Genomic DNA, 14,432 nt, shown 5'->3' with positions numbered 1-14,432 from the left:
GTCTGTGCCACCATCGGTGCCGCCGTCAGTACCACCATCGGTGCCGCCGTCTGTGCCACCTTCTGAGTCCTTGTTTACAAATGAAACATCTGCAATGTCAAAGGAGCCCGCATTAGCAAATACCAACGCAAACGTCTTCATATCAGCAAAATCAGATAATGGTACTTCCATTTGCACCCAACCATCAGACAGTGCTGTACCGCTAGAGATTGAGTGAGTTTCAGATACCTCCGGTTGAGTCAAACTTAGTGTCAACACTCCAATATCAGCTTCGTCGGTCAACACCTTAAACTGAGCATGCGTATATGACGTGATATCAACAGGGTTTACGTTGTATACCCAAGCCAATGCCTGCCAATTATCGTTGGCTGTCACTTCGAACACAGGATCATACACGCCGCCATTTTTAACGTTGACAGCAAGTTGTTCCCAATACTGAAGCGCGTCAAATGGAAGATTGTTATCTTGACCTGTATACGACAAGTAGGCTGTTTCAGGAGTCGCAGGTACTTCATTTGTCACAAATACAACATCCGTGACTTTCAGCGTTCCATTGCCCTCCAACGTGATAGCAAAATCTGTCAATTGAGTAAATTCTGCCAGAGGGACCTTCATCTCCACCCAGCCATCATTAAGCACAATGCCTTGTGACGTCGGGTAGCCTTCCCCAGTTTGCGTCCCATCCAGGTTGATCGTCGTGATTTTCACCGCATCAGCTGTGGTGTTCACTTTGAACATTGCATGTGTGAATGCGCTAATGTCGATAGGGTTTGACTTACTCACCCAGGCAATTGAACCCCAGCCAGCAGTCGTCGTCAGTTCTAATACCTTGTTGTATTCACCGTCAGCAGTCTCATTTAATGTTGCATTGCCTGCAGGATCTTCAGGTGACCACACCAAGATGTTCTCAAACGCAATATTGTTCTCTTCATCTGAGTGGTAAACATATCCGGTGCCAGAAGGGGCGCTTCCACCATCATTATCAACAAAGGCAATATCAGCAATTTGAAGTGTTCCATTCTCTCCAAGAGTTAACGCAAATGTCTTCATATCAGTGTAAGAAGGCACTGGCACACTCATTTGGACCCAACCATTATCAAGCGAAGTACCTGACGACAGTGAGTATGGATTCGCTGCTGTCTCATCATCTTGATTGATAATGGTGACATCAATATTTGCAGCCGATGTTTTTACTTTGAACTCGGCATGTGTATATGACGTAAGGTCGACTTGTGTTGTGTTAAACAACCAAGCAGCAGAACCCCAACCGCCCGTTACCGTAAGTTCCTGAACAGGTGAATAAGTGCTGTCACTTCCCGCACCGATAGAAGCGCCTGAACCGTCTTGCGACCATACTTGAATATCGTCGAAGCTATGAACAGTGTCTTTACCGGTATACATGACGTATCCAGTACCTGAGGTGTCAGTACCGCCACCGTTGCCACCATCAGTGTCTTCCCCAGTTTTGCTGAAACGAACGTTGCGCAGTTCTAGCACACCGCCGTCATCAGTTACGCCTTGGAAAAACAGAGGTGAAGTGACGTCTGTAAAGTCAGGAGACGTACTGCTTGTCAGTTCAGTCACGGCAATTTTATAAGACTGCCATTCAGATGTTACTGAATATCCACCAGGACCAAATTGAACACTATTGCTCGTTTGTGGACGCGTGCCATCGTTAAACACACCCGTTTGGAAGCCGATGTTGATTGCAGTTGTCGTGGTACCTTTGATGTCAAACATCAAGTAGCCCGTTTCAAAACCAGTCAGATTTTGGCCTGAACTACCAGCAACAGCAGTACTTGCTCCCCAACCCCAATCTTTCGCAGTGCCCGCCGTCGGTGGCGTTGTTAGCTCAAGAACTTGTTTGTCTGGATTGGCAGCTAGCCACGCAGTATTTTCCCACGCTAGTGCAGATAGGCTTGAATTAACTGAACCGCTATAGATGGTATATACGTCACCTTCAATTTCACCGCCCGCATTAAATGCGTAAGGGATAGCAAGAATGCCGTCGATAACCGTTTGTGCGTTGCCGCTGTTTGATTTAACGATTTCGTTACCGCCACGAGTGATTCCAGCAAACGCACCTGCGTCTACAAGATCCCAAATTGCGTATTTAGCATTACCGTTAATATCTACCAGCCCGAAGTGTTGCTCAGAGTGGCTTGGGTTGCTTGAGTCACCTTTCCATGGTTCATCAAATGCTTGGAAGAAGAATACAGATGCACCGTAATCAGCTGCCCAATCAGACATTGCGTCAAAGTAAGCTTTTTGCTTGTACTCATCCGCTGCCCCAGTACCACCAGCGCCATACGCTTCACTAGACAGCGTCGACCAACCAGTTTCTCCGATATGAACTTGCTTCGTGCTATCCACAGCTAAAACGCTTGTTTGCGCGTCATCAAACTGTGTCATCGCCTTGCCAAATGCACGACCCATTGCGGCATCTGCTTGTGCTTGACGAGACAGTGATTGTTCATCCGCAGGTACATTCCAGAACGACGTATCGAACTGAGTATCATGGAACGGATATACATGTACTGACACATAATCAACCGCTTGGATCAGCGCTTTAATGTCGGCTTCATGTCCACGATAGTAATCGTTGTTGATTGCCCACACCGCCCAGTTTTCAGAGCTGGTGATCCAAATGTTTTCGCTAATTGTGCCATCCGCTTTCAGAGCTTGAAGCTCATTCACACGGCCTAGGATAATGCCTGGCTCAACGCGGTAGGTAGTTGCCCACTCAACCATCGCTTCATTACCAACAGCAATAACTTTGATGATGTCAGGGTAGTTTTGCGCAAACTCAACCGCCTTATCCATTTCTGCATCGTTCTCAGGGCTTTCCTGAGAGTGATCGATAGGTTGGTCAGAGAACGCATTCAACGCTGAAATCCAAACACCAAGCATCACATTCATTTCGAAGCTTGAGTCTTCTTCTTTCAGTTGGCTGATAGCTATCAGCAGATTTTCTGTATCAGAGAAGCCTTGTGTGTTGTAGGTACGCAGCATACGAATACCTGAAGCGTGCATGATCTTAAGATCTTCTTTCAGATCAGCAACACTTGGTACATTTGCTTCAGTACGAGTCGTTGTGCGGAATGCACCGTAAGAAATAGCAGGTAACTCAGCAGTACCTAGCACAGGCTGCCCAGGAGCATCACCATTCGCAACGCTAGATACAGGATAGTTGCCTGTTGCTGCTGGCTGAGCTACAAGTTCAACGCCGCCATAAGTTCCACCGTCAGTTCCACCATCGGTGCCGCCGTCAGTTCCACCATCGGTGCCGCCGTCAGTTCCGCCATCGGTGCCGCCGTCAGTTCCACCATCGGTGCCGCCGTCAGTTCCACCATCGGTGCCGCCGTCAGTTCCACCATCGGTACCGCCGTCAGTTCCGCCATCAGTACCACCGTCAGACAAATCTGAACCAATTGAGCCATTAGCAGAAGCGCTGAAGTAGAGGTTGCGTATTTCAATCACGCCGCCATCATCTGCTGCGCCGTTGAAATAGATCAACGACGTTACATCAGCGAGACTTGCCGTGTTGCCAGCCGCCGCCATCAACTCAGACATTGGAATTGAGTATGACTGCCATTCACCAGTGATTGAACGACCACCTGGGCCGAATGTCACACCGTTGTTCGTTTGAGGACGGCTATCATCGCCAAATACACCCGTCTGGAACCCAACCGTAATATCGGTTGTCGTCGTACCCATGATTTCAAAATTCATGAAGCCATTTTGGTAACCACTTAAGTCGGTCGACGCTTGATCTTTGGTGTTTAAGCCTGCACCCCAGCCCCAATCTTTCGCGGTACCCGCGGTAGGAGGCGTTGTGAGTTCAAGAGATTGCTTGTCTGGGTTAGCAGTGAAGAACGAAGTTTGTTCCCAACCATTCGCTTCTAAATCGTATTGAATGTTTCCATTTTGATACGCTGTGAAGACTGCGTCAGAATCAGTACCGCCATCAGTGCCTCCATCGGTTCCACCATCGGTGCCGCCATCAGTTCCACCGCCACTGCCATCACCATCATCGAGATCTGATGCAATAGCGCTATCCTTGGTTTTTCCAAAGAAAACGTTACGAACTTCAATCACGCCACCGTCGTCAATAGCACCATTAAAATAGAGAGGAGATGTGATGTCAGAGAAGTTAATGCTTTTGTCGCCGACAAGCTCTGATACTGGAATTTGGTACGTTTGCCACTCAGAGGTAATTGAGCGACCACTTGGACCGAATGTTACAGCATTTGAAGACTGAGCACGTCCAGCGGCTTCAGCAAACACACCTGTTTGAAAACCGATAAGAATGTCAGTCGTCGTCGTACCCTTGATGTCAAAAGACATGTAGCCGTCTTCAAAACCAACGAGGTTTAAGGCAGTAGGGTAGGTATCATCACCTGTTGGTGTCACTGCACCAGCACCCCAGCCCCAATCTTTTGCGGTACCCGCAGTCGGAGGCGTTGTTAGTTCAAGGGTGTTAGTTTGCGGGTTGTCCGCAATAAAGGACGTCAATTCCCAACCAAATACCTCTAAGCCATACTGAAGGTTTCCTTGATAGTATACCGTCAATGCGCCTTGTGTATTTTGAGGCCCTGCAGGAGGAATGAGCTTTTGAAACACTTCATCATCATCAATCGTGCTTGTCGCATCCTTGGTGAAGTGGACGTTACGCAATTCGATCGTACCATCATCTTCAAACTCACCTTCGACAAACAAAGGAATAGTGATATCAGTGTAATCCACTGTTTCACCACCTAAGATCTCGCTGATTGGCACCTGGAATGTTGTCCATTCAGGTGTAATCGTACGTGAACCAGCTAGCGAAGATTTTCCTGATTGAGAAACTTTGTCAGTCGTGCTGAACAACACACCAAATGACTTAGCAGGACGAGTGGAATCTATGAGTTTATCTTCATTATCACGAAGGTCAGATCCCGATTTAAAGCCAATAGTTACTGGCGTCGTCATGGTTCCTTTTGCATCAAAGGTCATGAAGCCATTTTGGAAGCCCGACAGGTTAATCGAGTTTGCTTTATCGCTGCTATCGGTATAAAGACCACCGCCCCAACCCCAAGTCGCCATTTTGAGATCGTTATTTGGACCGGGAGGAGGGGTAACTATCAGTGTTTGTGTATTCGTGTTGGCACCAAAACCAGCAGTGCTGAATTTGGTGCCAGTTTCATCTTCACCCTGCCAACCGTCTGCACTGAGATAATCAGGTAAAATACCTTTGTAATAGATCGTTTTCGCGCCACTGTTCGGGCTCGCTTCATCGCCCGTGACTGATTGGCTTACGGGTGGCTCATCGCCCCCGCCACATCCAACCAGCGCCACGGAAGCAAGCAGCACCGTTTTAGCTAAAAAATTCTTCATCATGTCGTCCGTATTTTTGATTCTACATCTAAGCAGCGACGCGTCATTGCCAACCGCTGGTTTTAGAGCTCCCCTGCCGAACAGAGAAATCTTTTTGCAAAGTGGGTGTCATTGCCAAAAGAAAGCGCTTTCACTTTATTGTCAAAATAAAGCCGGTTACCCAGCTCTATTGCAGTCGAGATAGAGATCTCGCGCATAATGTAAATTTATTGTTAAGGGGCAGTACAACTCAACAACATTATGCAATCTATATCGAATTAGATGAGCAATACCATGTAAACAAATGCACAAAATGCAAGATTCTCAAAAGTGATTCACATCGCACAAATTGAAAACTCAAATGCAACAAAGCCCATATAAAGAGACAGAGTCACTAAAACATCGGGCTAAATGTAAATATTTTGTGAATCAGAGCGTGTTTTTAGGTTGTGACATTTGCACTGGACAACAAGCCTACTTAGTTTGTCTGATGACTAGCGGTTTCACAGTGTCACACTCACTTTTCATTTAAGATTTTTAGACACGAGAGCCGTTAAAACTAGTCAAACCCGTCACTTAACATGAAGAATGCCCTTCGGGTGTCTGGTATTTTTCATTTGAATTTCGGGGTTAGTATTACAAAGATAAGAAAGCGCTTTCTTTTAGAGTGGCCAAATCTCTAACGGAGTGAGAATGAAAAAGTCCAGATTATCGATAGCGATATTAGGAGCAGCTGCAGCCCTCTCGGGTATGCCCGCCGCAAATGCCGCCATCATTGACGAAGTCGAATTCCACGGATATTTCCGTGCTGGTTTTTTTGCCAGTAAGGAGAATGACTTTAAGAAAGCTGATATCGGTGGCCAGAAAGAGCAACTTGGCCGTCTTGGTTTAGAGTCAGACAATGACGGTAACTTTGGTTTTACCACAATTACCAATATTAACGACGACCAACAACTTCGCATCCATATAGGTGTCGGTAATACCGAGTTTGATGACCTCATCGGTTTTATCGAAATGGATGGTCTGACACCCTCTGGGACACTTTGGGGTGGAAAAAGAAAAATTGGTGAAGAAAACTACATTTTCATGACCGACTTTTTCTACACCGACCTTGAAGGGATCGGTACTGGTATCCAAGATTATGAGCTCGGCGATGGTTTCATTGATATTGCTTACATCTCAAGCGAACGTAACATCAGTCTAAATGAAAGCTATGAAGACTTCGTTTCTAAAGCGTTTTCAAGTGGCACTGATGTCTATGCAGGTCTATTCAAGGACGGCTTCGCTGACCCGGACGCTCGTGCACTGATCGCGTCAAACCAAAACAACCCAATGCACACTTTTCACGCCTCTTATACACTGGGTGCGTTAACCGTTCAGGGTAACTACAAATACATGCCTGATAACTGGGACTTTACTGGCAAGCAGTGGGCAGACACGGGTTACGACGCAACAGCTATTTATCACATGCTCGATTTCTTTGGCCTTAAAGGCAATGCATTCTCTTACGCTATCGCGCAAGCAGGGCGCGGTCTGGGTTCTGGTAACTTATTGGGTGGCACAATCACCGATTACAGCTCCCTGCGCCCGGGTTCAGTGACTCAAGGCTATCATACCGGTGAATGGGGTGATTACTTTGGCGACCCATATTACCTTGTTACCCACCGTGAAGAAGACGCATTATCCGCACGTGTTTTGCTATGGGGTGGTTACACCAACAGTTCTGGTATTGGGTTCTTCCCTTCCATTCAAGCGCAGTATAACGACGAAGGCACAAACTCAGTGTCTGGCGCTGATGATGGCGGTTACAACTACTGGGTTTCTGTCATGATGCGTAACATCTTCCCTGTGCGTGATAACTTTATTGTTCAGACAGAAGCGGGTTTTTACGAGAACACCCAAAATGGCGGTACTTGGCATCAGTCGAAATTTACTGTAGCTCCAACGTTTGTTCTCTCCGATGGCCTCTCTACGGCAGAGATCCGTTTCACTGCGACTTACTTGCCACTATCTTGGACCACAGGCGATGAGACAGATCCAAAGGTAAAACTCAAAGATGATATCGTCTTCGGTATTCAAGCTGATGCCTACTGGTAAGCCGTTCACGTCATGTATGGCTACGCTAAATGTGTAGCCTTAAAGAATAAGAGATTTTTAGCAATTCTCATGAATTGCCGACGAGTAAGGAAACAATAATGAGTAATTTCCCTTATCGACGTGTACTGCTGGCCAGCGCAGTGTTAGGTGCCATGGTCGGGTGTGAGTCGAAAGTATACCAACCTGTTAGCACTGGCCCAGACACCAGTGTCGCAGAGGTACAACCAAACGACTCGTGGACACTAATTTGGAACGATGAGTTTAGTGGCAACACCATTGATAAGAATAAATGGAGCCACGAAGTTAACTGTTACGGTGGTGGTAATGCTGAGCGCCAGTGCTACACCAAGCGCCCTGTTAACTCTTTTGTTGAAGACGGAAAACTACACATCGTCGCACGTAACTACCAATTCACAGGTCCTTCCGACCCAGAAGGCAAGACTCGCCACAAAGCGACATTACCATACACTTCTGCTCGTTTGAGAACCATGAACAAAGGTGATTGGCAGTATGGGCGTTTTGACGTGCGTGCTAAATTGCCATTTGGACAAGGCACATGGCCTGCCATTTGGATGCTTCCTACCGACTACGTTTACGGTGGTTGGGCAGCTTCTGGTGAGATTGATATCGTAGAAGCGGTTAACCTGCAAACACCAACCGATGAACTCGGTGCTGAAGCGGGCAAGAAAGAAGGCCGTATTCACGGTACGCTGCACTATGGTCGTGAATGGCCAGATAACGTGAGCACCGCAGCCGAATACGAGCTTCCTGGTCACATCAACCCCGCGGATGGCTTCCACACTTACTCAATCGAGTGGGAAAAAGACGAAATGCGTTGGTTCATTGATGGCAACCACTACGCAACTCAGCGTTCTGATGGCTGGTACAGCCAATACAAAGAAGGCGGGAAATGGGTAACTGGCGAAAGCGATGCACCGTTTAACCAGCGTTTCCACATGATCCTGAACTTGGCATTGGGCGGTTCATGGGCATCTAACGCCAATGAAGGCGGTATTGATGATTCTATTTTCCCTCAAACCATGGAAGTTGATTTCGTTCGTGTTTACGAATGTTCGAAAGATCCTGTGACAGGCAAAGGCTGTGCGACCGTATCAGAAGATGCACAATTTGTTGCCGGTACTGCAGCACCAGAAATCATTATTCCAGGTCCTGATTACGCCAAAGGCCCATTGTTTACTTTGTATGATGACAAGCTAGACAAACACCTTCGTTCGAAAGAGTATGATCCGCAGTTTAAGATCTACACCGAAACGAAAGAAGTTGCTGGGCGCGGTAATGTTCTTGGCATCAAGAAAACCGGTGAAATTGGTAACTTCTACTTCGAGTCACCAGAAGTTAACATGTCTGATTGGATGAACGGCGGAGAGATTGTCTTTGATATGATGATCGAAGAACAAGCGCCAGAAACCAAAGTCATGGTCCGTGTTGACAGTGGCTGGCCAGCATCAAGTGATATTGATGTCGACTTACCACCTGTAGGTCAATGGAAAGAAGTGCGCATTAGCTTTGCTGAGCTAATTGAAAACGGAAACCGTTTTGCGCCAGGTGCGAAAGCAAACATTGGTGGTCTTAAAAACATCTTTGTTATCGAGCCAACCGGCCCGATGGTGCTGAACATCGACAACATCCGCTACGAGATGTAATTTCTCTAGCAAACCAAAAGTGGGCGGCGCAAGCCGCCTTTTTTGCGTCTATAAAACGTCCAAATACCATCAGATTTGATCCCACACAGCATTTCATGGCGCTGACATCACTTTAATGCTGGAAAAACCAAAGCAGTGATTGATAAAATCCACCTACTTCAACAAACGTAAATTATAGAGAGTAACTCCCCATGGGACGCAGTTTCGAAGTTCGCAAAAATGCAATGGCGAAAACTCAAGGCGCCAAAGTTAAGGTGTATTCAAAGTACGGTAAAGAAATCTACGTTATCGCGAAAAACGGTGGCGGCGATCCAGATACCAACCTTTCGCTAAAGCGCATGATCGAGAAAGCTAAGAAAGATCAGGTGCCAAGCCACGTTATCGAAAAAGCGATTGAAAAAGCGGCAGGCGGCGGCGGTGAAAACTATGAAGTTGCTCGCTACGAAGGTTTTGGCCCAGGTGGTTGCTCCGTTATCGTTGACTGTCTAACAGACAACAACAACCGTACTTACATGGAAGTTCGTCAGTGTTTCGTGAAAACCAATTCAAAAATTGGTGGCCCAGGCACTGTTGCTCACATGTTCGAGCACCAAGCAGTATTCCAATTCGCGGGTGAAGACGAAGAAGCCGTACTTGAAGCACTGATGATGGCAGATGCAGACGTGACTGACATTGAGTGTGAAGATGGCGTGATCACCGTATTCGCACCAACGACTGAGTTCTTCAAAGTGAAAAACGCACTGGCTGAATCAATGCCTGACGTAGTTCTAGATGTTGAAGAAATCACGTTCGTTCCACAAACCATGACGGAAGTGAAAGGCGACGATGTGGCTGCTTTCGACAAGTTTATGGACATGCTAGACGATTGCGACGACGTACAAAACGTATACCACAACGCAGAAGTTGCTGAGTAAACTCGCCTCTGCGTCATGAAATGCCCGGTTCAGCCGGGCATTTTCCGTTTTATTTTTAGTAACAGATTGGATTCCTACATGGAACAACAAGATTTTGAAACGCTGGTAAAAGCCTTATGCGAAACAACCAGCCTACCTGATGCACTCAACCTGCTAAAGGCGAGTGACGATGAGAACATCGCTGAAGCAGCAACCGCTCTGACTGGTCAGTTTTCTCTCGCCGAAATGGAAGGTGAAAACCGCGTTTATCATGTATTTACTGACGTAAATGACAGTGGTGAAGAAGAAGAATTTGCCGACCATGTGATGAATGTAGGCGAAGATGTGATTGTATTTGTCGCTTGGTTCTTCTTTACACAGTTCGATATCAAAGACCGCGATACATATGCTGCAGCAGGCCGTATCTATAAACTGCCTAAACGTAAGTAAGCGTTACTAGCGACAACTTATGGCATAGATTAAAAGCCAAAAGAACAACGATTCTGCTGGCTTTTTCAAGTACCTCGTTCAACTCAACTCCTCCCCTTTTTTATACATCGTCAGTGCCCGTTCATCACTTACCCACTTACTGACTTGCTACCTTGCTACCTTGCTACCTTGCTACCAATCTTATATGCCAACAGACACATTGATAGATTTAATGTGTTCATCCAATGGAAGTGGCATCGCCATGCCAAATCCCTGAGCATAATCAATCCCAATCTCTCGTAACAAATCAGCATGTGCTTCTGTTTCTACATACTCAGCAACGGTTACTAAGGACATGTTATTTGCCACAAGATGGATCGACTCAACGATCAACCTATCAGTCGGGTTGGTTGGCAGGTTACGAATGAACTCCCCATCAATCTTTAGCACCGTCACAGGAATACGTCGTAAATAGGCAAAACTCGCATAACCCGTTCCAAAATCATCCAGCGCGATCGTACAACCCGCCAATTTCAATTCCTCAACGGTCGCTATGGCTTGTGCTTCATTTTCTAATGCTGCAGATTCCGTAATTTCAAAGCAAATTCTACCTAACGGTATGTCGTATTTTTCGGCGAGCCTGAGGACAAACGATGCCAATTCATCATCACCTAGGGATTTTGCCGTTAAGTTGATAGCACAGCGATTAATTGACTCCCATTGAAGAAGGTTTTCTGATAGCAGCTTAAACGTGTTTTCAATCACCCATTTATCCAACTGTTCTTCAACACCAAATTCATTAACCATTGGAAAAAACTCCGCAGGCTCCAATTGGCTGCCATCGGCTGGATGTAACCTCAGTAGCACTTCGAAGTGGCTTCCTGAATGCGAGTTATGGAGGTGTCTATATGGTTGACAGTAAAGCACAAACTCATTGTGCTTAATGGCATGTTGAACCTTGAGCAACCGAGACATCCTTGGCGTGCTTTGCTCGCTATCGTCAAACCACAAGATTTTCTGATGTGCATAATAAGGCTGGTCACAAAAGGTTGAAATTTTTGCATCCAAATCCTCGTCATTGGGCAGCGGAAAGCAATGTAAGGTATGCGACACCAAACTCATTGACGTGCCTTTCCAATAGAACTGAAACTCATCCAACATTGCACTAATAGACACAAGTTCTCTTTGAACGTTATCAGTCATGGGAAGAATAAATAGAACACCCGTGGTAAACGGCGGTCGATACGCGCGTTTAATGTCTGAACGGGTTGTGAACAAGCTTCGAGTAATTTGAAGCAGTAACTGAGTCTGACCGCTGTACCCTATTCCCGCTAACTTCGACAAGGTTGGCCACAAATCAAGAAACACCAAGATCGGTTTCTTGCAATTCGCGACGTCATCCTTAAGCTGTGCAAGATTGTAAAGCCCCGTATAAGGGTCTGTCCGTTCGTTATGGATTTTCTCTTGTGAAAGAATGAAGCTCCTTATCGTCGAACTTCCGTGGATGTAGGCCAGCACGACAAACGCTACCAACACCTCGATTAAGCCTACATATCTATCATCATATCCCCATGCATCATTCACTTTAGCTGTGGCGTTATACAGCATCACCCCCACCACCAGCAGCCCAAGCACCATAGGCCGAATAATCCCAAAACGACCAATACCCACGAAGACAGTCACTAGGAAAAAGAACCATAACGAATAGAGCAACATTGACTCAGGCACAATCGCGATGCTTCCAAGCGTCACAAGTAATACCCCAGCCCATACACGATAGCTCCATACCGTGCTGTTCATCTCGAATATCTGCTCGTCCAATGCAATGTATTTACTTTTCCCTACCCCAAACAACACGCTCAACGCTAGAAATATAATCGGTGTGAGTATCATGTGCGTCAAAGCGACACTCGACGAAGAAAGCAGCATAAATTCAAGGCTTAGAGAAATCTTGGAAAGGTAGGACACAAACAGCAACAGCGATGTTTGCAGCATGGGTAACGCCAAACCAAACAGCAAAAAGTAGACGCTCGACATCAGTAAAACGCTGCTCTGCTGCTTCACATGCTTTATGACTTTTAGGTGTATCTGGCTGATCAGAATCGGTGGGATGGGGAGAACCAGCGAAAACAGAACCGCATACCCTATTGCCACATCGACAAACAACACATAGTGAACAATCAAGGCCAAAACGATCGCAGGTAGAGCACGAACCCCAATCAACAACATCCCCGCGGCGACAAACGCATTCACGAAAGAAAGAACGAAATAGTGCTTTGGTTGATACGTGAAAAACGAAGAAAGATAAAAACTGACAAGCGTGCCAAAAAATATGACCACGTGGACACACAGAGGGTGCTGCATTTGAGTGTGTAATCGAGCCGCGAAGGATTGCAAACGTGCTTCGATGGGAATCACCTAGTCCGATTTCGTGTTCAGAGAAGCGTAGCAAGTTAAGGCTTAGTTGAAAGCAAAGATGTCTATGTTTTCACACAATGTGGCGTGTGTATTAGGAGTGACGATACAGGAGAAAGTCACGAAGCAAAGTTATTCATGGGGAGTCAAAGTTTAACTTATCACTTTTCCAATCAGATTTGAGTCTATTCTGACCGTTTGGCTCGTTTCAGTTATGTCTCAACGTAACCTAGCTTTTCACGCATCTCTGCACATAAATCCGCCCCAAGGCACTCAATTTCCCTCATGCACAGTACCTGTCCAAAAGCCCAATTGAATACATACAGTTAAGCTCGTTGGTATCTATTTGGTGACGTCGAACTTCCCAATTTGCTCGTAAACCACTAGGTTGATACGCGGATTTTTCGGGCTATATGGTAAATTTGTAGAGATATAGGCAGACTAGTCGAACGGCATGGAATCAATAGTATGGACATAATGAAAGTACACAAAGCAAGTTGTCACTGTGGCGCCGTTGAGCTAGAACTGACAATGCCAAACGGACTGGAAGATCCCCGTCGTTGTACCTGTTCCATGTGTAGAAAGCGCGGCGCTATTGCCGCCTCCGTTTTGCTTGAAAACCTAAAAATAGTAAAAGGCGAAGACAACTTGACCCTTTATCAATTTAATACAATGACGGCGAAGCACTTCTTTTGTAAAACCTGCGGCATATACACCCATCATCAAAGACGCTCTAACCCGCACCAATATGCAATTAATGTTGCTTGCCTTGAAGACGTTAACCCCTATGAGTTAGAGCCAGTAAAAATCTACGACGGCATACACCATCCAAAAGATACAACTGGTTTGTAAGTGCAAGATTCTTTGCGTGTTATAACAGTGTCTTCAAGCGGGGCCTAAACGATATTGTGCTTTAAGAACAATAATGACTGGAAGAGCACATATGATCCTTTCTCCCAACACGAACCCTCACGCGAGTTTCCCCCTTTTCAAGCTAGCGTAGAAACTCAATAAAATTCCGCGCAACTGAATTTCCCATATCTCAGCCAATGACCGATAGCATATCTGTCGTGTTTTTAAGTACTGCTTAAATACGCAGCCATGATGGTGACGGTGCATAATCTACAAAATCACCGATTTGTCACTTTTTAACAACGTGACTATTGCAGGTCGGATCTTAGTTTTATAAAACAAAATGTTACGTTAGATGGTAGAATGGCTGTTTGTTGTTATCGGACTAAATGGCGTGTTTAAATACACCAATTTTGGTTCTAATACACTGTTATACGCTGTAATTTTGCTTACATGTAAGCAGCGACTTTGAGCGCCAAACCACTGTGGTTTTCTCAACAAAAAAGCGGTTTGGTTTTGGATCGCCGCTCACCATTGAAAGTGTTGCAAACAAGCCATCAATGGCGAGAAAAGACCAAGCATCCCAAGGGCTGCTTGCAAAGGCAAAAGGCGAGGTTCGGCTATTCAAACAGATTGGGTGGCAGCTTTATAACAAAGGTTTTCAAGGCGGACGCAAAACATTCCCGCAAATTTTGTTATATCAATTTATGGCGTTTACGGTGGCTTA

At 46.0% G+C, this 14,432-nt stretch carries 7 protein-coding genes; 5 read left to right on the top strand and 2 right to left on the bottom strand.

Features of this window, described 5'->3' with window-relative positions:
* Positions 1-5,376, bottom strand: a 5,376-nt coding sequence (locus tag LRP50_RS24690; protein ID WP_274167056.1) for a glycoside hydrolase family 17 protein, incomplete at its 3' end; no start/stop codon positions are given.
* Positions 5,377-6,048: 672 nt separating this feature from the next.
* On the opposite strand from LRP50_RS24690, the gene LRP50_RS24685 reads away from it, so the two are divergent.
* From LRP50_RS24685 to LRP50_RS24670, 4 genes are all read left to right on the top strand, one after another.
* Positions 6,049-7,452, top strand: coding sequence for a carbohydrate porin (locus LRP50_RS24685; RefSeq protein ID WP_274167055.1), 1,404 nt, complete (start codon positions 6,049-6,051; stop codon positions 7,450-7,452).
* 98 nt (positions 7,453-7,550) lie between these two features.
* Positions 7,551-9,116 (top strand): glycoside hydrolase family 16 protein, encoded by a 1,566-nt coding sequence (locus tag LRP50_RS24680; protein WP_274167054.1) that lies wholly within the window; start codon positions 7,551-7,553, stop codon positions 9,114-9,116.
* Between the two features lie 191 nt (positions 9,117-9,307).
* Positions 9,308-10,030, top strand: a complete 723-nt coding sequence (locus LRP50_RS24675) for a YebC/PmpR family DNA-binding transcriptional regulator (RefSeq protein ID WP_274167053.1) — start codon at positions 9,308-9,310, stop codon at positions 10,028-10,030.
* A gap of 78 nt (positions 10,031-10,108) precedes the next feature.
* Positions 10,109-10,459 (top strand): hypothetical protein, encoded by a 351-nt coding sequence (locus LRP50_RS24670; protein ID WP_274167052.1) that lies wholly within the window; start codon positions 10,109-10,111, stop codon positions 10,457-10,459.
* 180 nt (positions 10,460-10,639) lie between these two features.
* Here the strand turns inward: LRP50_RS24670 and LRP50_RS24665 are convergent, their stop codons facing one another.
* Positions 10,640-12,778 (bottom strand): EAL domain-containing protein, encoded by a 2,139-nt coding sequence (locus LRP50_RS24665; RefSeq protein ID WP_274167051.1) that lies wholly within the window; start codon positions 12,776-12,778, stop codon positions 10,640-10,642.
* Positions 12,779-13,321: 543 nt separating this feature from the next.
* Between LRP50_RS24665 and LRP50_RS24660 the strand changes: the two genes are divergently transcribed.
* Complete coding sequence (locus LRP50_RS24660; RefSeq protein WP_274167050.1) at positions 13,322-13,705, top strand: GFA family protein; 384 nt, start codon at positions 13,322-13,324, stop codon at positions 13,703-13,705.
* Positions 13,706-14,432 lie beyond the last annotated feature (727 nt).

It is taken from the genome of Enterovibrio gelatinilyticus (assembly GCF_028683095.1).
GTDB classification, from domain to species: domain Bacteria; phylum Pseudomonadota; class Gammaproteobacteria; order Enterobacterales; family Vibrionaceae; genus Enterovibrio; species Enterovibrio gelatinilyticus.
Note: the sequence above shows the minus strand (reverse complement) of the source record. Positions and strands in the feature narration are given on the sequence as shown.

Bases quoted from the DNA above. Each gene is read 5' to 3' on its own strand.
- LRP50_RS24660 (WP_274167050.1), top strand. From the start codon at position 13,322: ATGGACATAATGAAAGTACACAAAGCAAGTTGTCACTGTGGCGCCGTT.
- LRP50_RS24675 (WP_274167053.1), top strand. From the start codon at position 9,308: ATGGGACGCAGTTTCGAAGTTCGCAAAAATGCAATGGCGAAAACTCAA.
- LRP50_RS24685 (WP_274167055.1), top strand. From the start codon at position 6,049: ATGAAAAAGTCCAGATTATCGATAGCGATATTAGGAGCAGCTGCAGCC.
- LRP50_RS24680 (WP_274167054.1), top strand. From the start codon at position 7,551: ATGAGTAATTTCCCTTATCGACGTGTACTGCTGGCCAGCGCAGTGTTA.
- LRP50_RS24670 (WP_274167052.1), top strand. From the start codon at position 10,109: ATGGAACAACAAGATTTTGAAACGCTGGTAAAAGCCTTATGCGAAACA.